Below are 26,109 nucleotides of genomic sequence, written 5' to 3'. Positions count from 1 at the left end.
AATTCGCGCAGCTCTTTCCCGCCACCAGATCGACTCTGGTTGATCGCTTCCGGCGAGCGGGTCTCTTCTTCTTCTCGAAGGGGGCCGGCCACGCGAAACCCTTGCCGCGATCCCCGCTTCAGGCCAGCCACCAGCCTTTCGCCCGCTTCCCCGCCGAGCCCATGCCCGAATCCGTTTCCGCCCCCTCCGCCCCCACCAGCGAAAGCCTGGAGGTGATCCGGAAGTTTGCCGAAACCTACGCCCAGCGCACCGGCACCTACTTCTGCAGCGATCCCGGCGTTACCGCCGTGGTCCTGGAAGGCCTCGCCCGTCACAAAGACCAGCTGGGCGGCGCCCTCTGCCCCTGCCGCCACTACGAAGACAAGCAGGCGGAAGTGTCCCAGGCGTTCTGGAACTGCCCTTGCGTGCCGATGCGGGAACGCAAGGAGTGTCACTGCATGCTCTTCCTCACCGAAGACAATCCCTTCCGCGGCGACCAGCAGACGATCAGCACCGAAGAGATTCTTTCCCATACAGCCGGCTGAGGAGGCCTCCGTCATGTCCACAGCGCCCACCGTTGGTGATCTGGTCAGCCAGCCGTACAAGTACGGCTTCGTCACCGACATCGAAACCGAGAAGATCGCCAAGGGCCTCAGTGAGGACGTGGTGCGGCTGATCTCGGCCAAGAAGAACGAGCCCGCCTTCCTGCTGGATTTCCGCCTGCGGGCCTACCGGCAGTGGCTGCGCATGACTGAGCCCGATTGGCCAGCCCTTGGCCATGCCCCGATCGATTATCAGGAGCTGATCTACTACGCGGCGCCCAAGCAGCAGGAAAAGAAGGCCAGCCTCGATGAGGTGGATCCCAAGCTGCTGGAAACCTTCGACAAGCTCGGCATTCCGCTGAGCGAGCAGAAGCGGCTCAGCAATGTGGCTGTGGATGCGGTGTTCGACAGCGTGTCGATCGCCACCACCTACCGGGAGAAGCTGGCCGAGCACGGCGTGATCTTTTGCTCGATCAGTGAGGCGGTGAAAGACCATCCCGAACTGATCGCCCGTTATCTCGGCACGGTGGTGCCCAGTAACGACAACTTCTTCGCTGCTCTCAATTCGGCGGTGTTCAGCGACGGCTCCTTCGTGTTCATCCCGAAGGGGGTGGAATGCCCGATGGAGCTCTCCACCTATTTCCGCATCAACTCCGGTGATACCGGCCAGTTCGAGCGCACCCTGATCGTGGCGGAGGAAGGCGCATCGGTGAGCTATCTGGAGGGCTGCACCGCCCCGATGTTCGACACCAACCAACTGCACGCCGCCGTTGTGGAGCTGGTGGCCCTCGATGATGCCTCGATCAAGTATTCCACCGTTCAGAACTGGTATGCCGGCGATGAGCACGGCAAGGGTGGCATCTACAACTTCGTCACCAAGCGGGGACAGTGCCGCGGCGATCGAAGCCATATCAGCTGGACCCAGGTGGAAACCGGCTCAGCGATCACCTGGAAGTATCCCAGCTGTGTTCTGCAGGGGGCTGATTCGGTGGGCGAGTTCTACTCCGTCGCCCTCACCAACAACCGCCAGCAGGCCGACACCGGCACCAAGATGATCCATCTGGGCCCGCGCAGCCGCTCCACGATCGTGAGCAAGGGCATCAGCGCCGGCCAGTCTTCGAACAGCTACCGGGGGCTGGTGCAGATCGGCCCCAAGGCCGTGGGCGCCAAGAACTACAGCCAGTGCGATTCGATGTTGATCGGCGATCAGGCCGCCGCCAACACCTACCCCTACATCCGTTCCCAGCAGCCGGATGCCGCGATCGAGCATGAGGCGAGCACCTGTCGCATCTCTGCCGATCAGCTGTTCTATCTGCAGAGCCGCGGCATCGGTTTCGAAGCGGCGGTATCGATGATGGTGAGTGGCTTCTGCCGCGATGTGTTCAACCAGCTGCCGATGGAGTTCGCCGCCGAAGCCGACAAACTGCTGGCCCTCAAGCTCGAAGGCTCCGTGGGCTGATCGCCCCACTGCCACCGTGCTGCGCCGCCTCTCTCGCGGTCCCGTCACCTCTCCCGATCCCGTTCTCCCTGCCCCCTGCCCGTGATTCGCCCCGACGCCGAACTTCTGCTTGAAATCGTGGATCTCCACGCGCGTGTGGAGGACCAGCCGATCCTCAAGGGTGTGAACCTCACGGTGCGTGCCGGCGAGATCCATGCGGTGATGGGCCGCAACGGCAGCGGCAAGAGCACCCTGTCCAAGGTGCTGGCCGGCCACCCCGCCTACACCGTCACCGGTGGCAGCGTGCGGTACCGGGGCGCTGATCTGCTCGATCTTGAGCCGGAGCAGCGCTCCCGCATCGGACTGTTCCTCGGTTTTCAATACCCCGTGGAGATCCCCGGGGTCAGCAATCTCGAGTTCCTGCGGGTGTCCACCAACGCCCGTCGCAGTGAGCTGGGCAAGGAAGAACTGGACACCTTCGCCTTTGAAGATGTGGTGCGCGAGCGGCTGGAGGTGGTGAAGATGGACCCCGCCTTCCTGGAGCGCAGTGTGAACGAAGGCTTCTCCGGTGGCGAGAAGAAGCGCAATGAAATCCTGCAGATGGCGCTGCTGGAGCCGTCGGTGGCGATCCTCGATGAAACCGATTCCGGCCTCGACATCGACGCCCTGCGCATCGTTGCCGCCGGCGTCAATCAGCTCTCCACCCCGGAGAACGCCACGTTGCTGATCACCCACTACCAGCGCCTGCTGGATGTGATCATCCCCGACTACGTGCATGTGATGGCGGCCGGGCGGATCCTGCGTACCGGCGGTAAGGAACTGGCGTTCGAACTGGAAGAGCGCGGTTACGACTGGGTCGACGCCGAACTGGCATCCGAGCAGCGCAGCGTTGCCGAGGTGGCCGGATGATGGCGTCCCTTTCCGACACTGACGCCGCCGCCCTCGCCCAGGGCGTGGCCACCGCCCCCTGGACCCAGCGCTTCCTCGACGCGCTCGATGCGCCGGCCGGCGAGCTGGAAGCCGTGCAGTGGCGCGGCCGCGAAGCCCTGGCCCGTCAGCCGCTGCCCTCCCGCCGCGACGAAGACTGGCGCTTCACCGACCTGGCTCCCCTCCTGGCGGTGTTCGACGGCACCGCCCCCACAGCCGGCAGCTCCGGCGGCACTGACAGCCCTGCCGCCGCCAGCGCCCTGCCCCCCCCGGCGCCGGACACGGTGCGGCTGCTGCTGGATGGCCGCAGTGATACCCTTGCCGGCCAGAGCCTGCCTGCCGGCCTGTCGCTGCTGGGCGAAGGCGAATGGCCGCTGGCCCTGGGCCACACCCTGGCGGCTACCGGCTGCCAGGCCCACTGGCCGGTGGAACTGAACCAGGCCACCGCCAGCCGCTGCCTGGCGTTGCGCGTCAGCGGCACGGTGGCTTCCACGCTGGAGCTGGTGAGTGTGGCGGGCGCGAATCGTCCCGATGCAGCTGAACCCGGCACTAACCCCATCGGGCAGCGCCTCACCCCGGTGCGGGTGCTGCTGCTGCTCGAGGAGAAGGCGAGCCTGAATGTGCTCCAGGTGCAGCTGGGCGATGGCCCATGCCTGAGCAGCCTGGTGTGTGAGGCCCGGCTGGGACGTGGCTCCACTTTGCGCCACGGTCTGCTGGCGTTCGGTACGGGCGAGGCCTGTTTCCTGGGCCATCTGGCGGTGGAGCAGGAGATCGAAAGCCGTCTGGAATCGGTGTGGGCCAGCCGCGGCTGGGCGCTGGCGCGCTTCGAGCCGCGGGTGAGCCAGGCCGAGGGCGGTGCCTTCACCAGCCTCAAGGCCCTGCAGCTGGCTGAAGAGCACCAGCGGGTGGACACCCACAGCCGGGTGGTGTTCGAAGGGCCCGACGGGCAGTTGGAGCAACTCCACAAGGCGATCGCCGACGGCCACGGCCGCAGCGTGTTCAACGGCGCCGTGAAGGTGCCGCGGCTGGCCCAGCGCACCAATGCCGCCCAGCTGAGCCGCAACCTGCTGCTCTCCAACCAGGCCCGCATCGACACCAAGCCCGAGCTCGAGATCGTGGCCGACGACGTGCGCTGCGCCCATGGCGCCACGGTGAGCCGCCTGCAGCTGAACGAACTCTTCTATCTGCAGAGCCGGGGCATCAGTGCGGCCGTGGCGGCGGGGCTGCTCAAGCGGGGCTTCTGCCAGGAGGTGCTACGCGATCTGCCGCCGGCGGCGGCAGGGTGGGAGCCCCTCAAGCGTCTGCTCGCGGAGGCCTGACCCCGATGCCCGTCACCGTTCCCTCGCTGACCACAGCCACCACGGAGCCCAACGGTGCTCCGGGCACCGAGCCGAATGGTGCTTCAGGCGCGATGGCCTCTGAGGTTGCCGCTGCGGCGGCTGGGACCGCCGCGGGCGAGAACCTGGCGGCGCTCACCCGGCCCGATTTTCCGCTGCTCGCCCAGCAGGCCTGCCTGGGGCAACCGCTGATTTATCTCGATCACGCCGCCACCAGCCAGAAGCCGCGGCAGGTGCTGGAGGCGCTGCAGGGCTACTACTCCCACGACAATGCCAACGTGCACCGCGGCGCCCACCAGCTGAGCGCCCGGGCCACCGATGCGTTTGAAGGCGCTCGCGACAAGACCGCCCGCTTCATCGCTGCGGCCACCCCCCGGGAGATCGTGTTCACCCGCAATGCCAGCGAGGCGATCAATCTGGTGGCCCGCAGCTGGGGGGATGCATTCCTGCGGCCCGGCGACGAAATCCTGCTCACGGTGATGGAGCACCACAGCAATCTGGTGCCCTGGCAGCTGCTGGCGGCCCGCACCGGCGCCGTGCTGCGCCACGCCGGCCTCACCGACACCGGCGAGCTCGACATGGAGGATTTCAGCCGTCTGCTCAATGAACGCACGCGGCTGGTGAGCGTGGTGCAGATCAGCAACACGCTCGGTTGCCTCAATCCGATTGCGGCGATCGCCCAGCTCACGCACCAGGCCGGTGCTCTGCTGCTGGTGGATGCCTGCCAGAGCCTGCCGCACCTGCCGGTGAACGTGGCCGCGCTGGGCGCCGATTTCCTGGTGGGCTCTTCGCACAAGCTCTGCGGCCCCACCGGCATGGGCTTCCTCTGGGCCCGCGAGGCGCTGCTGGAGGCGATGCCGCCATTTCTGGGCGGCGGCGAGATGATCCAGGATGTGGGCCTCGACGTCAGCACCTGGGCGGAGCTGCCCCATAAGTTTGAAGCCGGCACCCCGGCGATCGGTGAAGCGGTGGGGATGGGCGCCGCGCTCGATTACCTCAATGCCATTGGTCTTGAGCGTATCCACGCCTGGGAGCAGGGGCTCACCCGCCACCTGTTCCAGCGGCTGCAGGCGATCGAAGGGCTCACGGTCCTCGGCCCCACGCCGGAGCAGCAACCCGATCGCGGCGCCCTGGCCGCCTTCACGGTGGAGGGCCTGCATGCCAACGACCTCTCGGCCCTGCTTGATGCCGGTGGCATCTGCATCCGCAGCGGCCACCACTGCACCCAGCCGTTGCACCGCCACTACGGCCTGTCGGCCACGGCGCGCGCCAGCCTGGCCTTCACCACCACCTTCGAAGAAATCGACCGCTTCGCCGACGAACTGCAGAGCAGCGTGGAGTTTCTGAAGGAGCACGGCTGACCACCGGCCGCCGGTCAGCAGGGGGTGAGCAGGGCCAGGGCTTCGGCGCGGTGGCTTCCACGCCACAGCCACTGCCATCGCCAGCCGCACGCTTCTGCCGTGTGCTGGATCGCGGTCGCGTCGGCGGGGTGATCAAAGCGGCTGAGGTGATCCATCACCCGCTGCCGTTCTTCGGCTGCGAGCGCCTGCCAGTCGTCCGAGATGCGCTGCAGGTAACGGGCCACATAGGCCTCGCGGCTTTCGCCCCGTTCACGGAACACATCGGCCCAGAGGAGGAGGCCGGTGGGTGCGAGCCGTGCGCGGCAGGCCGCCAGAAACCGGGCCTTCTCCGGCGTGGTGAGGTGATGCACCGCGAAGGAGGTGTGGATCAGATCCACCGGAGCGGCGGCGCTGGCGCCGGTTTCGCCGCCGGCCGGCTCCAGCGCCCAGGAGAGCAGATCCTGCTCACGCCAGGCGCAGGGATAGGGCACCCCCTGCAGCTGGGCGGCGGCCAGGGGCAGCACGGGAGCGGCAAGATCAATCCCGAGGTATGACCCCAGCGGCAGCCGCCGCAGCAGCGGTGCCAGCAGGGCCAGATCGCCACAGCCCAGATCCACCATCCGGGGCAGCGGCGACCCTGATGGGCGATGGGCCAGCCAGCCTTCGATCGCCGCTGTGGTGGCTGCCGAGAGCGCCTTGTGCTCCATCAGGTCGTGGTCGACCACGCGGCGGTAGGTGCTCCACTGGCGCTCGAAAAGGTCCATGGCTCAGGACTGGGCTGCCGGTGAGGCCTCCCGAAGCTTGTGCAGGGAGCGTAGGTGGCTGGTGTGGAACGTCGTGCGGATGACTCGAAGGATCTGGTGGCTTGAAAGAACTGATGACGTGAACGTTGCTGGTTCGGCGCAGATCATCAGGGCCGCTTTCCATTGAGGCTCATCAGGGCGTGGACACGTGTGTTCTGGCCTCCAACACCCGTGGCAGATTCACTTCAATCCAGTTGGCCAAGGTGGCGACATGCTCGGCCACTTCTTCTCCCAAGGGCGTGAGGCTGTACTCCACGAATGGAGGCACCACCGGATAGGACACGCGCAGGACAAAGCCATCGTCTGCGAGAGCTTGGAGGCTCTGGGCCAGCATTTTCTCGCTGACGCCACCGATTTTGCGTCTGAGCTCACTGAACCGATGCGTGCCCTGGCGCAGGGATAGCAGGCAGAGCACTCCCCAGCGGCTGCATACGTGCTTGAGGATGTCGCGCGAGGGGCAGGGTTGGGCGAAGAGATCGCCCTTGTCGAGGCGCTGGCTCAGCGAGTCGGGCTGGGCAGGGAAGACGCTCATGCACTTACCTTTTGGTTGGTACTTGCGATTCGTTAGTGTCTCACATTACGGTGACCTTGCCGACCAAAAGGAACGAGCTGACTTCATGATTGTTGTGACGGGCGCCTCGGGGCAACTTGGGCAGTTGGTTGTGCGTGAGCTGTTGCAATCGGTTCCGGCCAGTGCGTTGGTGGCCGCGGTTCGTAACCCTCAGAGCGTTGCTGGCTTCGCCAGCCTTGGTGTACAGGTTCGGCAGATGGATTACGCCCAGCCCTCCACGCTGGACGCCGCTTTTGCCGGTGCCGAAAAGGTGCTGTTGATCTCCGGCAGTGAGGTTGGAAGCCGCGTGCCGCAGCATGCCAACGTGATCCATGCCTGCAAAGCTGTGGGTGTCAAGCTGCTGGCGTATACCAGCCTTCTGCACGCTGATGTGAGCCCGCTTCCGCTGGCGGCAGAACATCACCAGACGGAAATCCTCCTGCAAGACTCTGGTATTCCCCACGTTGTCTTGCGGCATGGCTGGTACACCGAGAACTATCTCGCGAGCATTCCGGCCGCCCTTGGCTACGGTGTCGTGATGGGCTGCGCGGGTGAAGGCCGAATTGCTTCGGCAACGCGCGCTGATTACGCAGCTGCCGATGCTGCTGTGTTGCTGGCCGATGATCAGGCTGGCAAGGTGTATGAATTGGCAGGTGATGAGGCCTACACGTTGACGGAGTTTGCGGCCGAGCTCAGCCGGCAGGCTCACAAGCCGGTCTGCTATCAGAACATGTCTCAGGCTGACTACAGCCAGGCGCTGGAAGGTGCCGGCTTCCCGCTGCCCTTTGCCATGATGCTGGCGGAGTCAGACACTGGCGCTGCTCAGGGTGGATTGGATGACGACAGCAAAACGCTGAGCAGGCTGATCGGCCGTCCGACGACTCCACTCAGCACATCGATTCAAGCAGCACTTCTCGCTTGACCAGCGACTCAAGTGTTGACATCAGGCCTCAGCCCCTGGCGGCGAGGCTTCGGTTGTTCAGTGATTAACGAACAGTGCCGTCAGTGGAGGCATGGGCTTTTCGCTGCGCTCTTGATCCGTGCAGCGGTGATCTCTGTGCTCTGCTCCACGCTTGCATGGCATTCACGCACGCGCCGTCGACCCCGACGGGAGTGAATCGCGTAGCTAGCATCCAGAGACTGTGTCAACCCTCTTTCCCGTGCCCGCCCTAGAACCCGTTTCTGAAGACGAGGCCCGTTCAATCATCCTGGAGTGGGGACGTCTGCACGATCTGCAGGTGGGGTTGTCTGCGTTCCTGCCTGTCATTGCCACGGATGGCTTCTACATGCGTTTTGGCGATAAGCAATGGGTTGGCTACGCGGATTTTGAAGCCCATCAGATCGCGAAGAGAAGATTCTTCGATGAGATCCACGATTACACCTCCATCCATGTGGCGGTTCAGGAGCCTTTCACCATGGCCAGGACGGTGATGCTGTGGACCTATCGCCATCGCCCTGAGAACAGTCCAACCAGCCAGCTCCTGAAGGCCCGCATTGAGCACACCTGGGAGTTTCGCCGCTGTCCCACGTCTGGACGTGCCTTCATGCAAGGGCATGTTGTTGATCGTTTCGAATACATCGATGGGTTTAGGCCCGTCTCCGCAGAACAAGCGGCTCACGGCGAAGACCCGCATCTTGATCCCCGTTGGACAACCCGCTGATGGGCTGCCACGCACGAGCTGGCGATGTGAGTGGCGTGGACCTGCAGGCTGATGGCTCTGGCCGGCGGTGTTTCAGGCTTCTTTCGAGCCACTCGTTTCGCCATCACCTTCAGTTCGGTGAACCCTGGGTGCCATCGGAGAGGTCATTTCAGGGGCTTTTCTGACGATGTCAGGCGTAAGGCTTGAGGCCATTGTTTGGATCCCGCTTGGAGGCCTGCGAGGAGCCATGGTTGAGGCCGTTCTAGGGATCAGGCTTGGAGTTTCTGTTGGCGTTGTCCCGGTACGATGCCTGACTGCCGGCTCTAGGTGGTGACCTGCCGATGACCCGCTTCATCCACATCACATCTGCGAAGTTCTCCATTCTTCCTGGTGAAACTGAGCAGATCATCAACGAAGGCACCTATGGGAAGGCTTTGGCGGAGTATCTCACTGCCATACTGCGGGAACTGGGATACCATGCTCCATTCTTCTGTTGTGAAGATTGGGGGTGGTGGGTGGAGTTGGCCGGCCAACCCTTCACCTTTGGCGTGTGCATTTATGGGCGTGCCTGTGCTGACGGCAGCCTGGAGCTCTACCTCAGCGATGGGGCTACTCCTACAAGACGCTGGAGTTGGCGTCGCTTTCGCTTCGTTAACACCGGTGCCGATGAAGCTGCTGGAACATTGCACAACGACCTGGTGGCTATCCTCTGCGCCGATCCCGATGTGCACGTGCATGCCACCGATCTGGATTCACCATTTTCCGATGAGGTTCTGATGCCACCCTGTTGACGGATCCGTGTGGCTTCTCTTTTCTGCCGGTTCTTGCCTTTTCGGCATTCCGCAATGACCCTGAGCCTGGCCATCTCTGTTCCAGGTCCTGAGCCTCAGCGCTGCTGTCGTGATCGCCATGCATCAGCATGGAGACTGCCATGGATGAGGGGTTGCCGAAGGGTTCGCGCAGATGGCGATCGCGTTGATTGGGTACCACTCCCCTGACAGCAGAGAGGAGGATATTGGCTTGCTTGCTGCAGGCTGGTTGCTCGCTGTCTTTCTTGCAAGCATTGGGGCCAGCCTCTATAACAAGACTGTTGATAAGTCCTAGATGGGCATGCAGGGCACACCTCTCGGTCGACGACATTGACGATGATGAAGAGGAGCGTCCTTTGTCGTCCAGGCCGGAGCGCTAGCCGCCGGCTGGCTTCAAGAGGGGCGTCCGTGTGGGTATGCCCTTGCTCCCAGCTTCAGCACCAGACCTTCTCCTGCAGGATTCTCCATGGACATCGGTCTTCTTGTGTTTCCACAGGTTGAAGAGCTCGATGTGATCGGCCCATGGGAGATGTTCTCGCTCTGGAAGCAGCATGACGGTGGCCCCAGCAGCTGCCTCACCGTGGCGGAGCGGCTGGAGCCGGTGGTCTGCGCCAATGGCCTGTCGATCAATCCGCATGTGTCCTTCGAGGCGTGCCCAGCCCTCGATGTCTTGCTGGTACCGGGTGGCCAGGGAACCCGCGTAGAAGTGTTCAACCCTTGCCTGCTGGAGTTCGTGGCGGAGCAGGCCCGCTCTTGCCAGGCGGTGTTGTCCGTATGCACCGGCGCTTTTCTGCTCCAGGCGGCGGGGCTGCTCGCCGGCAAGCGAGCTACCACTCACTGGGCCTCGCTGGATCGTTTGCGTGCCTTTGGCGATGTGGAGGTGGTGGAGGAGCGATTCACCCGGGATGGAATGATCTGGTGTTCTGCGGGTGTTTCTGCTGGTATTGATCTCACGCTGCGCTTCATTGCTGAGGTGGCGGGTGAGGAGGTGGCCGGCAAGGTGCAGTTCGATGCCGAGTATTTCCCATCGGGTGTTGTTTATGGCCATGCCCACAGTGATGATCAAGCTCCGGATTATCTCCGGCAAACTGACTGACTGGCTGCTTCTCTTCAAACCATCTCTGTTTCCTGGAACCATTCCCGTCGTGCGCGGTGCAGGTGGACATGCCATTCCTAATGAGTGTCATCCTTCGCAGATGGGAGGTTCGTAACATCTTGAGTAGACTTCTTGCGGTTGGCCACGTGGTCGCCCCGGTTGGCTGCGGCCCGGTCAAAGGTTGGTCACGTGTTGGTTGGAGGATGGCCACGGGGAGGCCAGGGGGTATCGCCCCTGGGCATACTCAGGACGTGCTGACACAGGATTGGCTCCTGGTTTTGACCTCAGATGAGGTTTCTGGCTTTGGTCTCCTGTTGCTCTTTCATGAGCTCCCTTCAGGTTGATCGCCAGAGCTGGCTCACCGCCTGCGGCCTCTTGTCTGGATCGCTACAGCACCCCACAGGCCCGCGCTTCAGGTCCGGCTTCTACGTGAGCCCGGTGAGGGCTGGGATTAGGGTCTGGGCTGGCTGACTTCTTTCCTCTCTTGACCAGCAGCGGCTGATGCAGAGCACCATCTTCACGGCGGTTCTGCTGCCGCTTGCGTTGGCGATCGTGATGCTGGGCATGGGGCTCAGCCTGGTGGCTGAGGATTTTCAGCGCATCACACGTGATCCCAAGGCTGTTGCCATCGGTACGTTGTGCCAGCTCCTGGTGTTGCCGCTGATCGGCGTTCTTGTGGCCCTGGTGGTGCCCATGCAGCCGACGATTGCGGTGGGTCTGATTGTGTTGACGCTCTGTCCTGGTGGCCCCTCCTCCAACCTGCTCACCTATCTGGCGCGGGGTGATGTGGCGTTGTCGGTCACTCTCACGGCCGTGAGCAGCATCCTCACCGTGTTCACGATTCCGCTGTTCACCAACCTGGCACTGCAGCATTTTCTCAACGCGCAGGCGGCGATTTCCCTGCCAATTGGATCCACCATGCTGCAGATCTTCCTGATCACCCTCTTGCCTACAGCGATCGGAATGATCATTCGCCGGCGCTTCCCCAGAACGGCGCGACGTCTCGAGCCGCACATGAGCCGCCTGGCGGCGGGGCTGCTGGCGCTCATCATTGTGCTGTTGCTCACGCGGGAGGGCACCAGGCTGCCGGGCTTCCTGGCGCAGGTGGGCCTCGCTGTGCTGATGCTCAACCTGCTGGCGATGCTGGCGGGTTTCTTCACTGGCCGTCTGTTTCGTCTGCCCCCAGCTCAGCGGATCTGCCTGGCGATCGAGGTGGGCCTCCAGAACGGCACGCTGGCGATCGCCATCACCGCCGGCCTGCTCAACAGCCCGGAGATGGCGATACCAGCCGCCGTCTACAGCCTGTTGATGTACGTCACCGGTTTCGGCGCCATTGTCTATGGCCGTCGCAGCAGCCCAGCACGCGCTGGCCGCTGAATGAATGGCTTGCTGTAGGAAGGTCAAGTGCACGCATGGCATGCTGAAACAATGGTCCGCTCAGTGACTATCCCGCGAGGGGGATGGACTTGGAAAGGCTCCCAGCTCCTTCCCGCCACCAGATGCTCTTGCCTCTACGCCTTCATCAGTGCTGTATCCGCAACGCATGAGCAGGTCATCCGCTCTGCATCAACTGAATACCTCCCAGCTCACCACGCGATGAACATCGGCGGCACCTGTAGTTTCCCTGGCCGAGCGGATTGACGAGCCTGGCCGCTGAGGTGTGCAGTGCCACTTGGAACAACACGAGCACATCAACGGAAGTGGATGCCCTGACGCCCTGCCCGGCAATCAATTGTTGATGGAAGACAGGATCCTGGCTGTGGCCGACGTGGTTGAGACGATGTGTTTCCACCGGCCCTACCTTGCAGGCTTGAGTCTCACTGCTGCTCTCGAGGAGATCACCCACCAACGCGGTGTTCTCTACGACCCGGAGGTGACGAATGCCTGCCTGGTGTTGTTCAATGACAAGGGATACCGTTGCCCGAGCTGAAGGCTGCGTTCCAACGGCAACAACCGCCAGAACAGGAGGCCTTCATTCCGCCACCTGATCCTCCTGGTGGCTTCGGCTAACGCAGTGAATGCAGCCCGATTGGGTTGCCCTCCGTGTCGATGACCACGGAGATGAAGCCGAAGTTACCGATCGCCATCTTCGGGCGGCACACCGTGCCGCCAGCGGGCACCACGCGGCTTTCCTCCACCGCGCAGTCGTCGCAATTGAAATACACCATCGTGCCGCCTTTCCCCGGTTCGCACCCCGCCATCTGCATCAGTGCCCCACCGGCGCCCACATGGCTGTCATCCATCGGGAAGCACCAGTAGGCCATCTCCGGGTTGGAGAAGTCCTGGAATTCCACCTGGAACACGGCCGTATAGAACGCTTTGGCCCGCTCGATGTCGTGCACGTTCAGCTCAAACCAGGTGACCGGATTCGATGCCATGGCCTGGAGGGAGAGGTTCAGCCGATTTTAGATTGGTTTTCTGATCATTTCCTGCCGTGGTGTTCTGGCTCACGTCAGCGCCCGGCGCCGCTGGGCAGCAGGGCGAAACAATGGGGCCGATGCCCGCACCCGCACCCCCATGAACATCGACGGCAAGCCCTGGCGCACCATCTGGCTGGAGGAGGACGGCCGCTCGGTCGGTGTGATCGACCAGACCCTGCTGCCGCACCGCTTCGTAACCCGCTCGCTCACCAGCGTCGAGGAGGCCGCCGAGGCGATCGTCACCATGGTGGTGCGGGGGGCTCCCCTGATCGGCGTCACCGGGGCCTACGGCCTGATGCTGGCCTTGCAGGCCGATCCCTCCGATGCCTCCCTGGCTGAGGCCTTCGAGCGCCTCGATGCCACCCGCCCCACCGCCATCAACCTGCGCTGGGCCCTGGAGCGGGTGCGGGCCGCCGTGCTGCCTCTGGCGGTGGAGCTGCGCGCCGAGGCGGCCAAGGCCGAGGCGGCCGCCATCGCCGCGGAGGACGTGGCCATGTGCGAGGCGATCGGCGACCACGGCCTGCGCCTCTTCCAGGAGATCGCCGCCCGGCGCCCCGAGGAGCGCCGCGGGCAGCCCCTGAACGTCCTCACCCACTGCAACGCCGGCTGGCTGGCCACGGTCGACTGGGGCACGGCCCTGGCGCCGATCTACAAGGCGCACCGCTCCGGCCTGCCGATCCACGTATGGGTCGATGAGACCCGCCCCCGCAACCAGGGGGCAAGCCTGACCGCCTTCGAGCTGGGACGCGAAGGAGTGCCCCACACCGTGATCGTCGACAACGCCGGCGGCCACCTGATGCAGCACGGCCAGGTGGATGCGGTGATCGTCGGCACCGACCGCACCACCCGCTGCGGCGACGTCTGCAACAAGATCGGCACCTACCTCAAGGCCCTGGCCGCCCACGACAACGGCGTGCCCTTCTACGTGGCCCTGCCTGCCTCCACCATCGACTGGTCGATCGCCGACGGGGTGCAGGAGATCCCGATCGAGGCCCGTTCCCCCCTGGAGGTGACCCGCATCGCCGGCAAGCCCGCCGCAGGGGAGCCCACCAGCGTGCAGCTGGTGCCCGACGGCAGCGACGGCTTCAACCCCGCCTTCGATGTCACCCCCGCCCGCCTGGTGACGGCCCTGATCACCGAGCGGGGCGTGGCGCCGGCCAGCGAAGCGGGCCTCCAGGCCCTCTATGCGGCCCCGGTGGCGGTGGCCGCGGGTTGAGCCGCTGCCCGTCGCTCGATTCAGAGCGAGGGCCGCAGCAGGCTGATGGGTTCACCGGCGCCGTCCGGCCGGACCGTCAGGGTGGAGTAGGTCCAGGTGCCGGCGCTCTGGCGGGCCTCCACGTACAGGGTGCCGTTGCCCCTGGACCCCTGCAGGGGAATGGCCAGGTTGGCCTGGCCCGTGCCACCGGAAAGATTGACGCTGCCGGACACCAGCAAGCCCCCATTGATCGGGGCGCCCAGCCGACTGATCACCACCGGATCCTTCTGGGCCTTGGCCAGGGCCTGCTGGTAGGGCGTGGTCGATTTGATCAGCCCGAACACGAGGCCGACGATCAGAGCGATGAAGCCGGCAAGCCCGGCCACCCCCGTGAGGCAGCCGGCCGGCACCAGCCATTTCCAGTTGTGGGCCCACCAGTTGGGGGCTGGCTTGCTGTCCATGGGGCCACTCTGGTCCTTGACCCCTTAGAGCCCTTCGAAGCGGACGTTGAGGTTCAGCTGGTTGGGGCCGAGGGCGGTGGCCTGAAGCACCAGGGCGGCCGCCTTGCCCTCGGCGGTGCCATCCACCTTGGTGCCAGCCGGCGGATCCAGCACCAGGTTGAAGCCCCACGGGCCCACCACGGTGTTGATCTTGCGCTCGCTGTAGCCCTGCTTGGCCAGGGAGGCCTTCACCTTGGCGAGCAGCTCGTCCGGCTTGCCGGGCAGCTGGGTGTTGAGGCTGGTCTGGCCGATGGCGTTGGCGGCGAACAGGCTGGCGGCCGGCTTGGGCAGCGGCAGTGACAGGCCCTTGAGCAGGGATCCGGCGGGGGTGGCCAGGGCGGCTCCGCCGACCAGGGCGCCGGCTCCCACCAGCAGGGAGGTGGAGAAGGCCAGCAGACGGGGACGCCAGTCCATGGCTTGTTTGCAAGGTCGCAGGGACGTTACCCCGATTCGTCGGGACACACCCAGACGTGGTTGAACACACAGGGCCCCAGCGGGGCCATCCTTTAAACATCGGTAAATCGGTCGCCTTTGCGTTCAATGTTCCCGCAGACCTCCCGCCCAACCCGGCGCCTGCTGCTCTCGGTCGCGGCCGGGACCGCCACCGCTGCCGCACTAGCTGCCACCGGCTTCGCCCTCAGCGACGCGCCGATCACCCGGGCCATCGCCGCCGCTCCGGCCCAGGCCAGCACCGGTGTGACCACCCTGGCGCCGGGGGGCACCAGCTTCCAGGTGTTCTCTCCCGAGGAGGCCGCCGCCGCCGCCCGCTCGGGGCGCTGGAAGGTCCTCGACGTGCGCCCGGTGCCGCCGCTCTCCTACATCGGCGGCCACGTGCCCGGGGCGGTGCATCTCTCGGAGCAGGCCTTCCGCGGACCGAACGGCCGCCTGCCCTTCCAGATCTGGAGCCCCGCCAAGCTGGCCAGCCTGCTGAGCCAGGCCGGCATCTCCGACCGGGATTCGGTGCTCGTCTATTCCGACGGTAACGATGTGCTGGGCACCTCCCTGGTCTCCTACATCCTCGAGAAGAGCGGCGTGCGCCAGGTGGCCATCGTCGATGGCGGCCTGAGCGGCTTCAAGGCAGCTGGGCAGAGCACCACCAAGGCCTTCCCCAGCTTCCAGGCCGGCAGCTTCCGGCCCACCACGGTCAAGGGCCTGGCCATCAGCCTCAGCGAACTGGAGCCCCTGATCGGCCGCAGCGACGTGGTGATCATCGACCCACGCCCCAAGGCCCAGTTCGAAGGCACGGACCAGACCTTCATCCGCAACGGCCACATCCCAGGAGCGAAGAACATCCCCTGGCAGACATTCACCGAAGCCAACAACGCCGACGAGGCGAAGAAAAACGCTCACAAGCTCCGCTCCCTCGACGAGATCCGGGCCCTCCTGGTGAGCCGCGGCATCACCCCGGATAAGGAGATCATCGTGTCCTGCAGCACCGGCCGGGAGGCCAGCCTCCAGTTCCTCACTCTCAGGCACCTGCTCAAGTACCCCCGGGTGCGGATCTACGAGGGCTCCTGGACCGAGTACAGCGCCTCCAAGCTGCCGATTTCCGTGGGGCCTGAGGGCAGCCCACCCCAGCAGGTGAGCCTCCGCTGAGCCCCTCCCCGTTCCCTCTCCCCCGCCATGGCCATGACCACCTTCCGTGTCCGCTTCTGGGCGCTGGCCAGCCTTCTGCTGCTGCTGTTCGCTCCGGCCGCCGCCCTGGCCTGCGACACCGGCGGTGACAGCTCGGCCCCCGCCGCCAAGACGAAGAAGCGTTGAAACGGCCGCTTCCCCCAGCGCTGGCCGTGGCCCCGGCCATCGCCATCGGGGTGGCCCTGGCGTTACGGCAACCGACCTCCGCCCTCGTCTGGGGGCTGGGGTGTGGCCTCGGCCATGCCCTGGTCCGCTCCGGGTTCGGTTTCGCCTCCGGCTATCGCCGGCTGATCGAGCGGCGGGATCCCCACCCGGTCTTCGCCCAGCTGCTGCTGGCGGCGCTGCTGGTGATCGCCATGGCCCTGGTGCTCACCGCCGAGCCCCTCACCGGCCTGCAGCCGAAGCTGCTGGCCACCCCCCTCACCCTGCCCTTCCTGGCCGGAGCCTTCCTGTTCGGCATCGGCATGGAGCGGGCCCGGGCCTGCGGCTGCGGCACCCTGGCGGCCACCTCCCGCGGCGGCGGCGGCGTGCTGGCCGCCCTGATCGGCCTGATCGTCGGCGCCTTCCTCGGCACCCTGCACGCCCCGCAGCTGGCGGCCCTGCCCCTGCCGCGCCTCCCGTCCCCGGTCGGCCTGGAGCTCTTCGGCCTGCTGGGCGCCCTGACCCTGCAGCTCGCCTTCATGGCCCTGATCGCCGTGCTGCTGACGCGCTGGAGCGGCCAGGTCCCCTGGCGCTCACCCAGCCGCCGGCTCTACGGCGGCGCCATCGCCGTCGCCCTGCTGGCCACGGGCCTGCTGCTGGTGACGGCCGAGCCCTGGAAGGTGCTTTGGGGCCTGGCCCTCAGTGGCGCCCACGCCGCCCAGGCCCTGGGCTGGGATCCAGGCAGCAGCCTGTTCTGGTCAAGTCCCCGGGGCCAGGCCCTGCTGGCGGGGCCGGAGGCCTGGCTGTTCAACGAGGCCGTGCTCGTGGATCTGGGCCTGCTCTACGGCGCCGTCGCCACCGCCCTGGCCGAGGGCCGTTTCCGCTGGCGCGGTGAGCGGTCCGAGCCCCTGCCGGACCTGGCCCGGCGTGGCTTCGGCGGCCTGCTGATGGGCTACGGCGGGGTGCTCGCCTCGGGGTGCAACGTCAATGCCTTCTTGGGCGGGGTGATGAGCTTCAGCCTGCACGGCTGGATCTGGCTGGCGGTGGCCCTGGCGGGCTTCGCGGCCTCGCTGCGGTTGCGCCCGGCGCCGGGGGCCGCAACGCCGTCAGACTGAGTCGCCGCCCCTTCGCCGTCCATGGCCCAGGCCCAGCCTGCCGCTCCGGCCCTGACCGCCGCCGCCCCGCCCCCCAACTGGGTGGCCTCGCGCCATCCTCTCGGCTGGCTGATCGACCGGCTGCTGGCCGTCGAGCCCCTGCGGCGGCTGCTGTTCCTGCAGGCCCGCCAGCTGATCATCCGCACCGCCGAGCGCCGCGGCATCGCCTGGCGGGCCCGGCGCGAGGAGCTGGTGCGCCAGGCCGAGCCGCTGCTGGCCAGCAGCACCGAGGCGGCCACCCAGACGCCGGCCTACTACCGGGCCCGGTTCCACGCTTACCAGGAGGGCAATCTCTGCTGGGCGGCGGCCGGAGAGGCGGAGCAGGCCACCGATGCCATGGCCCTGCGGGTGTGGCCGGGGGAAACCCTCGAGCCCCAGGACGCCCAGCGGCGGCTGAGGGACGCGATCTTCGCGGCGATCGAGCCCAGCCTTTCGGGGCCCGTGCGCAGCGCCCTCGACATCGGCTGCTCGGTGGGCGTCGGCACCCTGGCCCTCAAGGACTGGCTGGACCGGCGCGAGGGCCCAGACGTGGACGTCGAGGGGCTCGATCTCTCCCCCCAGATGCTCGCGGTGGCCAGGGTCCGGGATCCCGGCGGGCGGATCCGCCGCTGGCACCACGCCGCCGCCGAGGCCACCGGCCTGCCGGCGGCGAGCGTCGATCTGATCACGCTGCAGTTCGTCTGCCACGAGCTGCCCGCCGGCGCCACCCGGGCGGTGCTGCAGGAGGCGGCCCGGCTGCTGCGGCCCGGCGGGGTGGTGGCCCTGGTGGATCAGGATCCCGATTCGGCCGTGATCCGCCGCCTGCCGGCGCCGATCGCCACCCTGCTCAAGAGCACCGAGCCCTACCTGGCCGACTACTTCAGCCTCGATCTGCCCAGGACCCTGGAGCAGGCCGGCTTCCGCGACGTGCGCCGGGAGGCCTGCGACCCCCGCCACCGGGTGCTGGTGGCGCGTCTGGCCTAGGCCCAGCCGACCAGGGCGATCTTGCCGATCGTGCTGCCGCTGGCCAGCTGGGTGTGGGCAAGCTCCAGGTTGGTGGCGTTGATGGGGCTGAGGGTGCGGCCCAGGGTGGGGTGCAGCTCGCCGGCCTCGAACAGCTCGGCGAGCCGGTCGAGGATCTCCCCCTGCCGCCCCATGTCGGCGGTCTGGAACTGGGAGCGGCTGAACATGAACTCCCAGGCGAACGTCACGCTCTTGGCCTTGAGCAGGTTGAGGTCGAGGGGGCGGCGGTTGCCCACGATCGCCACGATCGACCCCAGCGGGGCGATGAGTTCGGCCATCACCTCCCAGTAGGCGTCGGTGTCGCTGAAGTTGGCGATGTGATCCACCGACCCGAAGCCCAGGGCGGCCAGCTGGGGAGCCAGGGGCCGGTGGTGGTCGACGACGTGGTGGGCCCCCAGCTCCCGCACCCAGGCGGCGCTCTCGGGACGCGAGGCACTGGCGATCACCACCGCCCCGGCCCGGCGGGCCAGCTGGATGGCGATCGAGCCCACCCCGCCGGCGCCGCCGAGGATCAGCAGGCTGGCGCCACCCCCGCACCCGGCCGCACCAGCGTCGAGCGGATCGAGCCCGAGCCGCTCGAACAGTGATTCCCAGGCCGTCAGCCCCGTCAGCGGCACGCTGGCTGCCTCGGCCCAGGAGAGCCGGGCCGGTTTGCGCCCCACCAGCCGCTCGTCCACCAGCACGGCTTCGGCGCTGCAGCCGGCCCTGCCCGCATCGCCGGCGAACATCACCGGATCCCCACCCGGAAGCGGCGCACCGCTCCCCACCGCGCTCACCACCCCGGCACCGTCCCAGCCCAGCTGCTTCGGAGCCGCGCCGGGGCCCACGGCGGCCCGCAACTTGGTGTCGATCGGGTTCACCGCCATCGCCTCGATCCGCACCAGCAGGTCGTGGGGGCCGGGCACGGGCTCCGGCAGCTCCGTGTCCACCAGGGCAGGGGTGGCGAGAATCGCTCTCATGGCGGCGGGGTCAGTAGCGGCAGTAGCCCACCTCCCCCTTCAGGGGCGGTTTGCAGGGGAAGCGCAGCGGCACGAAGATCCGGTTGCCGTTGGCGTCGTTGGTGAGCGAGATGTTGCCCTGCACGTAGAGCTCCCGGCGCCAGAGGCCCCCCAGCCGGTCGCGCAGCCGGTCGCTGCCGCTGGGGTCCTTGCCCTTGCCGGACACCTCCCGGTAGGTCATCGACAGGCCGTCCTTCCAGCGGATCTTCAGGCCGCCGGGCATCTGCTCATCGACGCAGGCCAGGCGCTTGTCGTTGTACTCGCAGTCCTTCCAGCCGTCGCGGGGAATCTGGGGCGGGTTCGGCTGCTGGGCCGGGCCGGGCGCCGCCAGGGCCAGCAGCACCAGTGGCACCACCGGCAGCAACGCCGCAGCCGCCCACCCCCTGCCCTTCTGCTGCGGGCTGAGCGGGGGCCTGCGGCGGCAGTGGGACGACACGGGCAGGCCCTGCAGGGTGGCTCCCCGTAGTCTCCCCCAAGCTCCTTCCCGTCCCATGGCCGTGCTCAACCGCTGGTCCGACGCCGATGCGCAGGCGGCTGTGGCTCACTACGGCGCCCGGGGCGTGAGCGAGGCGCTGGCCCTGCGCACCTACTCCGCCCGCTTGCTGGGCGCCGACCCGGAACTGGTGTTGCACGGCGGCGGCAACACCTCGCTGAAAACGAGCGTCACCGACCTCCTAGGTGACCCCATCTCCGTGCTGTGCGTCAAGGGCAGCGGCTGGGATCTGGCCACGATCGAGCCGCCGGGTCACCCGGCCGTGCAGCTGGAGCCGCTGCTGCGGCTGCGCGCGCTGCCGTCCCTCAGCGACGAGGACATGGTGGCGGCCCAGCGGCGCCACCTGATCGATCCGGCGGCGCCCAATCCCTCGGTGGAGGCCCTGCTGCATGCCTTCCTGCCCCACGCCTTCATCGATCACACCCATGCGGTGGCGCTGCTGGCGCTGGCCGACCAGCCCGACGCCGAGGCGGTGTGCCGCCGGATCTATGGCGAGCGGGTGGCGATCGTTCCCTACGTGATGCCCGGCTTCGCGCTGGCCAAGGCCGCCGCGGTGGCCTATGAGGCGGCTGCGGCGTCCGCCGCCGCCCGCGGCCAGGAGCTGGAGGGGATGGTGCTGCTCCAGCACGGGCTGTTCTCCTTCGGGGCCACGGCCAAGCAGAGCTACGAGCGGATGATTGCGCTGGTGGAGGAGGCCGAGCGCGCCCTCAGCCACAGCGAGCGCCTGTTTCAGCCATGCGCCCTGCCGAGCCGCCCGGCACCTGCGGCGGCGTTACTGCCGCTGGTGCGCGGGGCCCTGAGCCGGGCCGCCGAGCGTGAGGGCTGTGCGCGCCGCTGGCTGCTGGATCTGCGGCAGACCGCCACCGCCCTGGCCGTGGCCAACGACCAGCGCCTTGGCGCCTGGGCCGGGCGGGGGGTCGCCACCCCCGACCATGTGATCCGCACCAAGGCCCAACCGTTGGTGCTGCCGCCGGCGCCGCCGGCAGAGGGTCCCGGGGCCGGGCCGGCCCTGCAGGCCTGGGCGGCGCAACTGGAGGCGGCGATGCAGGGCTATGTGGACGACTATCAGGCCTATGTGCAGCGCCAGAACAGCCGCGTGGGCGGCCACAAGACGCCGCTGGATCCCCTGCCGCGCGTGATCGCCATCCCCGGCCTGGGCCTGGTGGGGGTGGGCGCCAGCGGGTCAGCGGCCGCAGTCACCGCCGACATCGCTGAGGCCTGGGCCCAGACGCTGCTGGCCGCCGAGGCGCTGGGCCGCTTCCAGCCCGTCGGTGAGGACGACACCTTCGACATGGAGTACTGGAGCCTGGAGCAGGCCAAGCTCGGCAAGGGTAAGGAGCTGCCCCTGGCCCGGCACGTGGTGCTGGTCACCGGTGGAGCGGGTGGCATCGGCGCGGCGATCGCCCGGGCGTTCGCCGCCGCCGGCGCTGAGGTGGCCGTGCTCGATCGTGACGCCGAGGGGGCCGCCGCCGTGGCCGCCAGCTGCGGCAAGCGGGCGCTGGCGCTCACTGCCGATGTCACCGCACCGGCGCAGGTGCGCGCGGCCATCGATCAGCTGGTGACCCGCTTCGGTGGCCTCGACCTGGTGGTGTCCAATGCCGGCGCCGCCTGGACCGGTCCGATCGCCACCCTTGAAGACGCCGATCTGCGTGCCAGCTTCGAGCTCAACCTTTTCGCCCACCAGCACGTGGCCCAGGCCGCTGTCGCCGTGTTCCGGGCCCAGGACGGCGCAGGCCACACCACGGCTGCTCACGAGGCCTCCCCGCTGGGCGGCCAGCTGCTGTTCAACGTCTCCAAACAGGCCCTCAATCCCGGCCCGAACTTCGGTGCCTACGGCATCGCCAAGGCGGCCCTGCTGGCGCTGATGCGCCAATACGCGCTCGAGGGGGGGACGGAGCGCATCCGTGCCAATGCCATCAATGCTGATCGCATCCGCTCCGGCCTGCTCGACGACGCCATGATCCGCGCGCGCTCCGTCGCCCGCGGCGTCAGCGAGGCCGCCTACATGGGCGGCAACCTGCTGGGCCAGGAAGTGACCGCCGCCGATGTGGCCGAGGCCTTCGTGGCACTGGCCCGCCTGGATCGCACCACCGGCGCCGTGCTCACCGTCGATGGCGGCAACGTGGCGGCGATGGTGCGGTAAGGGATCAAGCCCACCAACCAAGTGCCGGCCCATGCGCTTGCAAGCAGCCATTCCCTCTCAAGCGGGCTCTGCCACTTCCTTGATCGCCGCCGCGATCGCGGCACGCTGCTCGGCGTCGTAGCCCCAGCGCTCCAGGAAGGCCACGTCGTTACCACGGCCTGCCGTGGCCTCCAGCAGCGTTTCCAGCCGCTCCTTCACAGCCCTGGGCTCGAGCAGGCGCAGCAACTCCACACACCGCTGGTGCACCCGCTCGGAACTGGCCTGCATGGCTCCATCGTCCTGGCGCTGATGGTGCAAGGCCATCGCCTTGCTCATCGCCAGGTTGCGGGCGGTGAGATCCACCACACCGGCGCCTGCCTGGCGTAACTGCCACACCAGGCCATCGGGCAGGCGGTCCATCAGGGGGGAATCGCCGGCCAGCGCCACCACGAAGAACCCCCTCGCGCCATCGCGGCTCTGCACCAGCTCCCCCACCCGATCAGCCAGCACTTCGTCGCTCAGCTCACCGTTCTCCCACAAGCCCAGCCATTGGGCCGTGATCTCCATGGCCTGCGGAAAACTGGGAACAGCGGCAGGGCTTCCGGCCCCTGCACCGAGTGAAGCCGGGGTGGAGGCAGACATCGACGGCCCGTGGGGTGACACTGTTGAAGGTATGCATTCTCCGCTCCTGCCGGCGAGCCATCCGCCCGACTTCCGCTCCGGGTTCGTGGCCCTGGTGGGCCGGCCCAACGTCGGCAAATCGACGCTGCTCAACCAGCTGGTGGGGGAGAAGGTGGCGATCACCTCCCCCGTGGCCCAGACCACCCGCAACCGTCTGCGGGCCATCCTCACCACTCCCGCCGCCCAGCTGGTGCTGCTGGACACTCCCGGCATCCACAAGCCCCATCACCTGCTGGGGGAACGGCTGGTGCGCAGCGCCCGCTCCGCCATCGGTGACGTGGACGTGGTGCTGTTGCTGGTGGACGGCAGCCAGCCGGCCGGCCGCGGCGACGGCTTCATCGTGGAGCTGCTGCGCCAGAGCCGCAGGCCGGTGCTGGTGGCCCTGAACAAATGGGACCTGGTGGATCCGGCAGAAGCCACCGCACTGCAACGCAGCTATGACGCCCTGCTGAACGACCGAGGAACCACCGGCTTCCGCGGCGACGAGCCCGGCGGTGCCCCTGCTGACGCCACCAGCGGCGCAGGCGCCCGTGAAGCCCTCGCCCCCTTCGCCGAGCTCTTCCCGTGCAGCGCCACCAGCGGCGAGGGCTGCGAGGCGCTGGTGGCGGCCCTCACGGCACGGCTGCCGCTGGGCCCGGCGCTCTACCCGGCCGACACCATCAGCGACCAGCCGGAGCAGTTGCTGCTCGCCGAACTGATCCGCGAGCAGGTGCTGACCCTTACCCGCGAGGAGGTGCCCCACTCGGTGGCGGTCCAGGTGGAGCGGATCGTGGAAGACGGCAAGCGAACGGCCGTGCTCGCCACGGTGGTGGTGGAGCGCTCCAGCCAGAAAGGCATCCTGATCGGCAAGGGCGGCACCATGCTGCGGGACATCGGCAGCGGCGCCCGCGTCCAGATGCAGAAGGTGTTCGACGGGCCCGTGTACCTCGAGCTGTTCGTGAAGGTGGTGCCGAACTGGCGCCGCAACCCGGCGCGGCTGGTGGAGCTGGGCTACCGGGAGGAGTGAAGGCTGGCTGCGCGGCGGCGCGCTGGGCCCTGCCGTTGCCGCTGGGCCCTGAGCCGTGCTTCAGGATGGGCGCACCGCCCACCCACCGCCGCCATGACCGGCCCCAGCCCAGCGTTTCCTCCGGCGGATCTGCCCGCCTTCCTGCAGCTCTGCGCCGGCCGCTGGATGGGTCTGCGCAGCACGCTGGCCGGCAGCGCCAGCAGCAACCCTGACGACGGCGCCGCTCCCTTGAGCGAGCGGGGGGAGGTGGAGGTGACCCTGCTGGAGTCAGGTGCCGCAGGCGATCTGGGCGGCCTGCAGGTGAATGCCCCGGAGGGCATCCGCAGCACGCTCGGCTTTGACGGTGACGGCGGCCTGCGGGGCGTCGACGGAACGATCGGTCGCTGGCAACTCTGGCCTGACGGCAGCCTGGAACTGGAACTTCAGCGCCGTGAGGGCCTGGTGCGGGAACGGATCTGGTTCACCAAGCCCAACCTGCGCCTGCGCAGCAGCGTGGAGCACCGCGCCGATGGCAGTGCCGCGGTGGCCAGCTTTTGCAGCGAGATTCGCCGCGTGAGCGCCTCCTGAGCACCATGAGCGGCCTACGGATCGATGTCGTGACGCTGGTGCCGGAGGCCTTCGAGCCCCTGCGCGGGCTCGGGGTGATCGGCCGCTCGTTCGCCGCCGGTCGGGCCAGCCTGCACACCCACAACCCCCGCGATTTCGCCACCGACCGCTACTGCAAGGTGGACGATGTGCCCTACGGCGGTGGTGCGGGCATGGTGCTCAAACCTGAGCCCGTGTTCGCCGCCTTCGAGGCGATCCCGCAACTGGAACGCCGCACGGTGTTGCTGATGAGCCCGCAGGGCCAACCCCTGCAGCAGGCCCACCTGCGCCACTGGGCCACCAGCTGCGATCAGCTGGTGCTGCTCTGCGGCCACTACGAGGGCTTCGACGAACGCATCCGCAGCCTGGCCGATGCCGAGGTGTCGATCGGCGACTTCGTGCTCACCGGCGGGGAGCTGCCGGCGATGACCGTGATCAACGGGGTGGTGCGGCTGCTGCCCGGCACGGTGGGCACCGCCGCCTCGCTCGACGACGAAAGCCACAGCGCCCTGCTCCTGGAGCATCCCCAGTACACCCGCCCCGCCAGCTTTCGCGGCATGGAGGTGCCCGAAGTGCTGCGCAACGGCCACCACGCGGTGATCGCCAACTGGCGACACGAGCAGCAACTGCAGCGCACCCGCGAGCGCCGCCCCGATCTCTACCAGCGCTGGCTGGAGCAGGGTGGCTGCGCGGACGACGCGTCCGCGCAGGGAGAATGCCCATGATGGCTCCGCTTCGCCTCACGGCTTCGGCATGCAGCTGCGCATCGGCAACGGCTACGACATCCACCGGCTGGTGAGCGGACGTCCCCTGATCCTCGGGGGCATCCGGCTCGACCATCCGCTCGGCCTCGATGGTCACAGCGACGCTGACGTACTGGTGCACGCGCTGATGGATGCCCTGCTGGGCGCCCTCAGCCTCGGCGACATCGGCCGCCATTTCCCGCCGGAGGACGCGCGCTGGAAAGGCGCCGACAGCCTGCTGCTGCTGGAGCGGGTGATGGAGCTGGTGCGCGAGCGGGGCTGGCAGGTGGTGAACGTGGATGCGGTGGTGGTGGCGGAGCAGCCCAAGCTCAAGCCCCACATCGAGGCCATGCGCGCCGCCATCGCCGCACGGCTGGCGGTGGAGCCGGAACAGGTGGGGGTGAAAGCCACCACCAACGAAGGTCTGGGCCCCACCGGCCGGCAGGAGGGCATCGCCTGCCACGCCGTCGCCCTGCTGCAGAAACCATGAAGGGCTGGTGGCTGGCGCTCAGCCTGGGGTTGGCCCTGCTGGTGGCCCCTGGGCTGCACCCGGCCATGGCTCATGCCACGACGGGCGTTGCCGGCGCAGGCGCAAGAGCTGAAGCTGGAGCCTTCGAGTTCTTGCGGTTGCGGGTGCCGGCAGAGCAGCGCAACTGCTGGTTGCAGGCTGAAGCGGTGGGGTGGGGGCCCTGGTTGGAGCGGCAGCAGGGTTTCGCGGGCCGAGAGCTGTTCTGGAACGCCCGCGACACGGAAGGCGTGCTGCTGATCCGCTGGCGGCGGGCGTCCGACTGGCATGGCCTTGCAGAAACCAGCCTGGCGGAGCCCCAGCAACGCTTCGAGGCGGAGGCACGCCGCTGTCTGGCTCTGCCCGCCACCGCAGACAACCCCTTTGCGCTGCTGGGCAGCGCCGAACTGCTGCCGCAACCATGAACACCTTCGACACCGGGCCGATCCCTCCCCACAACGACCCCGA

Annotated in this window: 31 protein-coding genes; 23 read left to right on the top strand and 8 right to left on the bottom strand. The window is 67.5% G+C overall.

The features are described from left to right. The first annotated feature begins 161 nt into the window (after positions 1-161). The 5 genes from ACXMDP_RS14480 (at position 162) to ACXMDP_RS14460 (ending at position 5,584) form a co-directional block, all read left to right on the top strand. On the top strand, positions 162-524 hold the full coding sequence (locus ACXMDP_RS14480) for a ferredoxin-thioredoxin reductase catalytic domain-containing protein (RefSeq protein WP_094512789.1): 363 nt from the start codon (positions 162-164) through the stop codon (positions 522-524). A 13-nt stretch (positions 525-537) separates the two neighbouring features. After that, entirely contained in the window at positions 538-1,980 is a 1,443-nt protein-coding gene (sufB, locus tag ACXMDP_RS14475) for a Fe-S cluster assembly protein SufB (RefSeq protein WP_259730212.1), read from the top strand. Between the two features lie 81 nt (positions 1,981-2,061). Beyond that, positions 2,062-2,868, top strand: coding sequence for a Fe-S cluster assembly ATPase SufC (sufC, locus tag ACXMDP_RS14470; RefSeq protein ID WP_259730213.1), 807 nt, complete (start codon positions 2,062-2,064; stop codon positions 2,866-2,868). Continuing rightward, positions 2,865-4,205, top strand: coding sequence for a SufB/SufD family protein (locus ACXMDP_RS14465; protein ID WP_259730214.1), 1,341 nt, complete (start codon positions 2,865-2,867; stop codon positions 4,203-4,205). Before sufC ends, ACXMDP_RS14465 begins: the two co-directional genes overlap by 4 nt. 92 nt (positions 4,206-4,297) lie before the next feature. Further along, positions 4,298-5,584, top strand: coding sequence for a SufS family cysteine desulfurase (locus ACXMDP_RS14460; RefSeq protein ID WP_259730304.1), 1,287 nt, complete (start codon positions 4,298-4,300; stop codon positions 5,582-5,584). A 14-nt stretch (positions 5,585-5,598) separates the two neighbouring features. Here ACXMDP_RS14460 and ACXMDP_RS14455 read toward each other — a convergent pair whose 3' ends face one another. Next, positions 5,599-6,327, bottom strand: a complete 729-nt coding sequence (locus ACXMDP_RS14455; RefSeq protein ID WP_259730215.1) for a class I SAM-dependent methyltransferase — start codon at positions 6,325-6,327, stop codon at positions 5,599-5,601. Between the two features lie 172 nt (positions 6,328-6,499). Continuing rightward, positions 6,500-6,898: a winged helix-turn-helix transcriptional regulator gene (locus tag ACXMDP_RS14450; protein WP_259730216.1), complete on the bottom strand. Its 399-nt coding sequence runs from the start codon at positions 6,896-6,898 to the stop codon at positions 6,500-6,502. On the opposite strand from ACXMDP_RS14450, the gene ACXMDP_RS14445 reads away from it, so the two are divergent. The 7 genes from ACXMDP_RS14445 to ACXMDP_RS14415 all read left to right on the top strand — a co-directional run bounded on the left by ACXMDP_RS14445 (position 6,897) and on the right by ACXMDP_RS14415 (position 12,391). Continuing rightward, positions 6,897-7,838, top strand: a complete 942-nt coding sequence (locus ACXMDP_RS14445; RefSeq protein ID WP_457766967.1) for an SDR family oxidoreductase — start codon at positions 6,897-6,899, stop codon at positions 7,836-7,838. The two genes, ACXMDP_RS14450 and ACXMDP_RS14445, sit on opposite strands and share 2 nt — an antisense overlap. Before the next feature lie 238 nt (positions 7,839-8,076). Then, positions 8,077-8,577, top strand: coding sequence for a hypothetical protein (locus ACXMDP_RS14440; protein ID WP_259730218.1), 501 nt, complete (start codon positions 8,077-8,079; stop codon positions 8,575-8,577). Between the two features lie 320 nt (positions 8,578-8,897). Next, positions 8,898-9,347: a hypothetical protein gene (locus ACXMDP_RS14435; RefSeq protein ID WP_259730219.1), complete on the top strand. Its 450-nt coding sequence runs from the start codon at positions 8,898-8,900 to the stop codon at positions 9,345-9,347. A 172-nt stretch (positions 9,348-9,519) separates the two neighbouring features. Further along, on the top strand, positions 9,520-9,660 hold the full coding sequence (locus tag ACXMDP_RS14430; RefSeq protein WP_399233475.1) for a hypothetical protein: 141 nt from the start codon (positions 9,520-9,522) through the stop codon (positions 9,658-9,660). A gap of 171 nt (positions 9,661-9,831) precedes the next feature. Beyond that, the gene (locus tag ACXMDP_RS14425; RefSeq protein WP_259730220.1) at positions 9,832-10,461 is read left to right on the top strand and encodes a DJ-1/PfpI family protein; all 630 of its coding nucleotides are present in this window, start codon (positions 9,832-9,834) and stop codon (positions 10,459-10,461) included. A gap of 501 nt (positions 10,462-10,962) precedes the next feature. Further along, positions 10,963-11,838, top strand: a complete 876-nt coding sequence (locus ACXMDP_RS14420) for a bile acid:sodium symporter family protein (RefSeq protein ID WP_259730221.1) — start codon at positions 10,963-10,965, stop codon at positions 11,836-11,838. A gap of 295 nt (positions 11,839-12,133) precedes the next feature. Beyond that, on the top strand, positions 12,134-12,391 hold the full coding sequence (locus ACXMDP_RS14415; protein ID WP_259730222.1) for an HD-GYP domain-containing protein: 258 nt from the start codon (positions 12,134-12,136) through the stop codon (positions 12,389-12,391). 76 nt (positions 12,392-12,467) lie between these two features. On the opposite strand, the gene ACXMDP_RS14410 is transcribed toward ACXMDP_RS14415, so the two are convergent. Then, positions 12,468-12,839, bottom strand: coding sequence for a VOC family protein (locus ACXMDP_RS14410; protein ID WP_259730223.1), 372 nt, complete (start codon positions 12,837-12,839; stop codon positions 12,468-12,470). A gap of 139 nt (positions 12,840-12,978) precedes the next feature. Here ACXMDP_RS14410 and mtnA point away from each other — a divergent pair, with 139 nt between their 5' ends. Continuing rightward, the gene (gene mtnA / locus ACXMDP_RS14405) at positions 12,979-14,097 is read left to right on the top strand and encodes an S-methyl-5-thioribose-1-phosphate isomerase (RefSeq protein ID WP_259730224.1); all 1,119 of its coding nucleotides are present in this window, start codon (positions 12,979-12,981) and stop codon (positions 14,095-14,097) included. A gap of 20 nt (positions 14,098-14,117) precedes the next feature. Here the strand turns inward: mtnA and ACXMDP_RS14400 are convergent, their stop codons facing one another. Next, a complete protein-coding gene (locus ACXMDP_RS14400; protein ID WP_259730225.1) occupies positions 14,118-14,537 on the bottom strand; it encodes a cytochrome c oxidase assembly factor 1 family protein in 420 nt (139 codons plus the stop codon). A gap of 24 nt (positions 14,538-14,561) precedes the next feature. Next, a complete protein-coding gene (locus tag ACXMDP_RS14395) occupies positions 14,562-14,990 on the bottom strand; it encodes a hypothetical protein (RefSeq protein WP_094512601.1) in 429 nt (142 codons plus the stop codon). Between the two features lie 126 nt (positions 14,991-15,116). On the opposite strand from ACXMDP_RS14395, the gene ACXMDP_RS14390 reads away from it, so the two are divergent. The 4 genes from ACXMDP_RS14390 to ACXMDP_RS14375 are packed head-to-tail and all read left to right on the top strand — an operon-like array spanning position 15,117 to position 18,469. After that, positions 15,117-16,172 (top strand): sulfurtransferase, encoded by a 1,056-nt coding sequence (locus ACXMDP_RS14390; protein ID WP_259730226.1) that lies wholly within the window; start codon positions 15,117-15,119, stop codon positions 16,170-16,172. A gap of 33 nt (positions 16,173-16,205) precedes the next feature. Next, positions 16,206-16,337 carry a hypothetical protein gene (locus ACXMDP_RS14385; protein WP_457766966.1) on the top strand — a complete coding sequence of 44 codons (132 nt, stop codon included), beginning with the start codon at positions 16,206-16,208 and terminating at the stop codon, positions 16,335-16,337. Next, positions 16,334-17,467, top strand: a complete 1,134-nt coding sequence (locus tag ACXMDP_RS14380) for a YeeE/YedE thiosulfate transporter family protein (protein WP_457766965.1) — start codon at positions 16,334-16,336, stop codon at positions 17,465-17,467. The genes ACXMDP_RS14385 and ACXMDP_RS14380 overlap by 4 nt, the downstream gene beginning before the upstream one ends. A gap of 21 nt (positions 17,468-17,488) precedes the next feature. Further along, complete coding sequence (locus ACXMDP_RS14375; protein ID WP_259730229.1) at positions 17,489-18,469, top strand: class I SAM-dependent methyltransferase; 981 nt, start codon at positions 17,489-17,491, stop codon at positions 18,467-18,469. On the opposite strand, the gene ACXMDP_RS14370 is transcribed toward ACXMDP_RS14375, so the two are convergent. Together ACXMDP_RS14370 and ACXMDP_RS14365 are read right to left on the bottom strand one after the other, a co-directional pair. Continuing rightward, the gene (locus ACXMDP_RS14370; RefSeq protein ID WP_457766964.1) at positions 18,466-19,467 is read right to left on the bottom strand and encodes a zinc-binding alcohol dehydrogenase family protein; all 1,002 of its coding nucleotides are present in this window, start codon (positions 19,465-19,467) and stop codon (positions 18,466-18,468) included. The genes ACXMDP_RS14375 and ACXMDP_RS14370 overlap by 4 nt on opposite strands. A 10-nt stretch (positions 19,468-19,477) precedes the next feature. Next, positions 19,478-19,999 (bottom strand): hypothetical protein, encoded by a 522-nt coding sequence (locus ACXMDP_RS14365; RefSeq protein WP_457766963.1) that lies wholly within the window; start codon positions 19,997-19,999, stop codon positions 19,478-19,480. Here ACXMDP_RS14365 and ACXMDP_RS14360 point away from each other — a divergent pair. Continuing rightward, entirely contained in the window at positions 19,998-22,142 is a 2,145-nt protein-coding gene (locus ACXMDP_RS14360; RefSeq protein WP_259730232.1) for a bifunctional aldolase/short-chain dehydrogenase, read from the top strand. The genes ACXMDP_RS14365 and ACXMDP_RS14360 overlap by 2 nt on opposite strands. 57 nt (positions 22,143-22,199) lie before the next feature. Here ACXMDP_RS14360 and ACXMDP_RS14355 read toward each other — a convergent pair whose 3' ends face one another. Then, complete coding sequence (locus ACXMDP_RS14355; RefSeq protein WP_457766962.1) at positions 22,200-22,688, bottom strand: hypothetical protein; 489 nt, start codon at positions 22,686-22,688, stop codon at positions 22,200-22,202. Between the two features lie 106 nt (positions 22,689-22,794). Between ACXMDP_RS14355 and era the strand changes: the two genes are divergently transcribed. From era to ACXMDP_RS14330, 5 genes are all read left to right on the top strand, one after another. Then, positions 22,795-23,808: a GTPase Era gene (era, locus tag ACXMDP_RS14350; protein ID WP_259730234.1), complete on the top strand. Its 1,014-nt coding sequence runs from the start codon at positions 22,795-22,797 to the stop codon at positions 23,806-23,808. Between the two features lie 93 nt (positions 23,809-23,901). Then, positions 23,902-24,375 carry a phycobiliprotein lyase gene (locus ACXMDP_RS14345; protein ID WP_259730235.1) on the top strand — a complete coding sequence of 158 codons (474 nt, stop codon included), beginning with the start codon at positions 23,902-23,904 and terminating at the stop codon, positions 24,373-24,375. 5 nt (positions 24,376-24,380) lie between these two features. Then, on the top strand, positions 24,381-25,118 hold the full coding sequence (trmD, locus tag ACXMDP_RS14340) for a tRNA (guanosine(37)-N1)-methyltransferase TrmD (RefSeq protein WP_259730236.1): 738 nt from the start codon (positions 24,381-24,383) through the stop codon (positions 25,116-25,118). A gap of 28 nt (positions 25,119-25,146) precedes the next feature. Then, the gene (ispF, locus tag ACXMDP_RS14335; RefSeq protein ID WP_259730237.1) at positions 25,147-25,626 is read left to right on the top strand and encodes a 2-C-methyl-D-erythritol 2,4-cyclodiphosphate synthase; all 480 of its coding nucleotides are present in this window, start codon (positions 25,147-25,149) and stop codon (positions 25,624-25,626) included. Next, positions 25,623-26,066 carry a TIGR03792 family protein gene (locus ACXMDP_RS14330; protein ID WP_259730238.1) on the top strand — a complete coding sequence of 148 codons (444 nt, stop codon included), beginning with the start codon at positions 25,623-25,625 and terminating at the stop codon, positions 26,064-26,066. Before ispF ends, ACXMDP_RS14330 begins: the two co-directional genes overlap by 4 nt. Positions 26,067-26,109 lie beyond the last annotated feature (43 nt).

The organism is Cyanobium sp. ULC065 (assembly GCF_977927515.1).
This window is presented reverse-complemented; position numbering and strand designations above follow the sequence as displayed.

Excerpts from the sequence above, each read along its gene's own strand:
- ACXMDP_RS14360 (WP_259730232.1), top strand. The coding sequence starts at position 19,998 with ATGGCCGTGCTCAACCGCTGGTCCGACGCCGATGCGCAGGCGGCTGTG.
- ACXMDP_RS14460 (WP_259730304.1), top strand. The coding sequence starts at position 4,298 with ATGGCCTCTGAGGTTGCCGCTGCGGCGGCTGGGACCGCCGCGGGCGAG.
- ACXMDP_RS14345 (WP_259730235.1), top strand. The coding sequence starts at position 23,902 with ATGACCGGCCCCAGCCCAGCGTTTCCTCCGGCGGATCTGCCCGCCTTC.
- sufB (WP_259730212.1), top strand. The coding sequence starts at position 538 with ATGTCCACAGCGCCCACCGTTGGTGATCTGGTCAGCCAGCCGTACAAG.
- ACXMDP_RS14385 (WP_457766966.1), top strand. The coding sequence starts at position 16,206 with ATGACCACCTTCCGTGTCCGCTTCTGGGCGCTGGCCAGCCTTCTGCTG.
- mtnA (WP_259730224.1), top strand. The coding sequence starts at position 12,979 with ATGAACATCGACGGCAAGCCCTGGCGCACCATCTGGCTGGAGGAGGAC.
- ACXMDP_RS14390 (WP_259730226.1), top strand. The coding sequence starts at position 15,117 with ATGTTCCCGCAGACCTCCCGCCCAACCCGGCGCCTGCTGCTCTCGGTC.
- ispF (WP_259730237.1), top strand. The coding sequence starts at position 25,147 with ATGCAGCTGCGCATCGGCAACGGCTACGACATCCACCGGCTGGTGAGC.
- ACXMDP_RS14355 (WP_457766962.1), bottom strand. The coding sequence starts at position 22,688 with ATGGAGATCACGGCCCAATGGCTGGGCTTGTGGGAGAACGGTGAGCTG.
- ACXMDP_RS14410 (WP_259730223.1), bottom strand. The coding sequence starts at position 12,839 with ATGGCATCGAATCCGGTCACCTGGTTTGAGCTGAACGTGCACGACATC.
- trmD (WP_259730236.1), top strand. The coding sequence starts at position 24,381 with ATGAGCGGCCTACGGATCGATGTCGTGACGCTGGTGCCGGAGGCCTTC.
- ACXMDP_RS14370 (WP_457766964.1), bottom strand. The coding sequence starts at position 19,467 with ATGAGAGCGATTCTCGCCACCCCTGCCCTGGTGGACACGGAGCTGCCG.
- ACXMDP_RS14330 (WP_259730238.1), top strand. The coding sequence starts at position 25,623 with ATGAAGGGCTGGTGGCTGGCGCTCAGCCTGGGGTTGGCCCTGCTGGTG.
- ACXMDP_RS14395 (WP_094512601.1), bottom strand. The coding sequence starts at position 14,990 with ATGGACTGGCGTCCCCGTCTGCTGGCCTTCTCCACCTCCCTGCTGGTG.
- ACXMDP_RS14435 (WP_259730219.1), top strand. The coding sequence starts at position 8,898 with ATGACCCGCTTCATCCACATCACATCTGCGAAGTTCTCCATTCTTCCT.
- ACXMDP_RS14430 (WP_399233475.1), top strand. The coding sequence starts at position 9,520 with ATGGCGATCGCGTTGATTGGGTACCACTCCCCTGACAGCAGAGAGGAG.
- era (WP_259730234.1), top strand. The coding sequence starts at position 22,795 with ATGCATTCTCCGCTCCTGCCGGCGAGCCATCCGCCCGACTTCCGCTCC.
- ACXMDP_RS14480 (WP_094512789.1), top strand. The coding sequence starts at position 162 with ATGCCCGAATCCGTTTCCGCCCCCTCCGCCCCCACCAGCGAAAGCCTG.
- ACXMDP_RS14465 (WP_259730214.1), top strand. The coding sequence starts at position 2,865 with ATGATGGCGTCCCTTTCCGACACTGACGCCGCCGCCCTCGCCCAGGGC.
- ACXMDP_RS14420 (WP_259730221.1), top strand. The coding sequence starts at position 10,963 with ATGCAGAGCACCATCTTCACGGCGGTTCTGCTGCCGCTTGCGTTGGCG.
- ACXMDP_RS14450 (WP_259730216.1), bottom strand. The coding sequence starts at position 6,898 with ATGAGCGTCTTCCCTGCCCAGCCCGACTCGCTGAGCCAGCGCCTCGAC.
- ACXMDP_RS14375 (WP_259730229.1), top strand. The coding sequence starts at position 17,489 with ATGGCCCAGGCCCAGCCTGCCGCTCCGGCCCTGACCGCCGCCGCCCCG.
- ACXMDP_RS14455 (WP_259730215.1), bottom strand. The coding sequence starts at position 6,327 with ATGGACCTTTTCGAGCGCCAGTGGAGCACCTACCGCCGCGTGGTCGAC.
- ACXMDP_RS14445 (WP_457766967.1), top strand. The coding sequence starts at position 6,897 with ATGCACTTACCTTTTGGTTGGTACTTGCGATTCGTTAGTGTCTCACAT.
- ACXMDP_RS14365 (WP_457766963.1), bottom strand. The coding sequence starts at position 19,999 with ATGGGACGGGAAGGAGCTTGGGGGAGACTACGGGGAGCCACCCTGCAG.
- ACXMDP_RS14400 (WP_259730225.1), bottom strand. The coding sequence starts at position 14,537 with ATGGACAGCAAGCCAGCCCCCAACTGGTGGGCCCACAACTGGAAATGG.
- ACXMDP_RS14425 (WP_259730220.1), top strand. The coding sequence starts at position 9,832 with ATGGACATCGGTCTTCTTGTGTTTCCACAGGTTGAAGAGCTCGATGTG.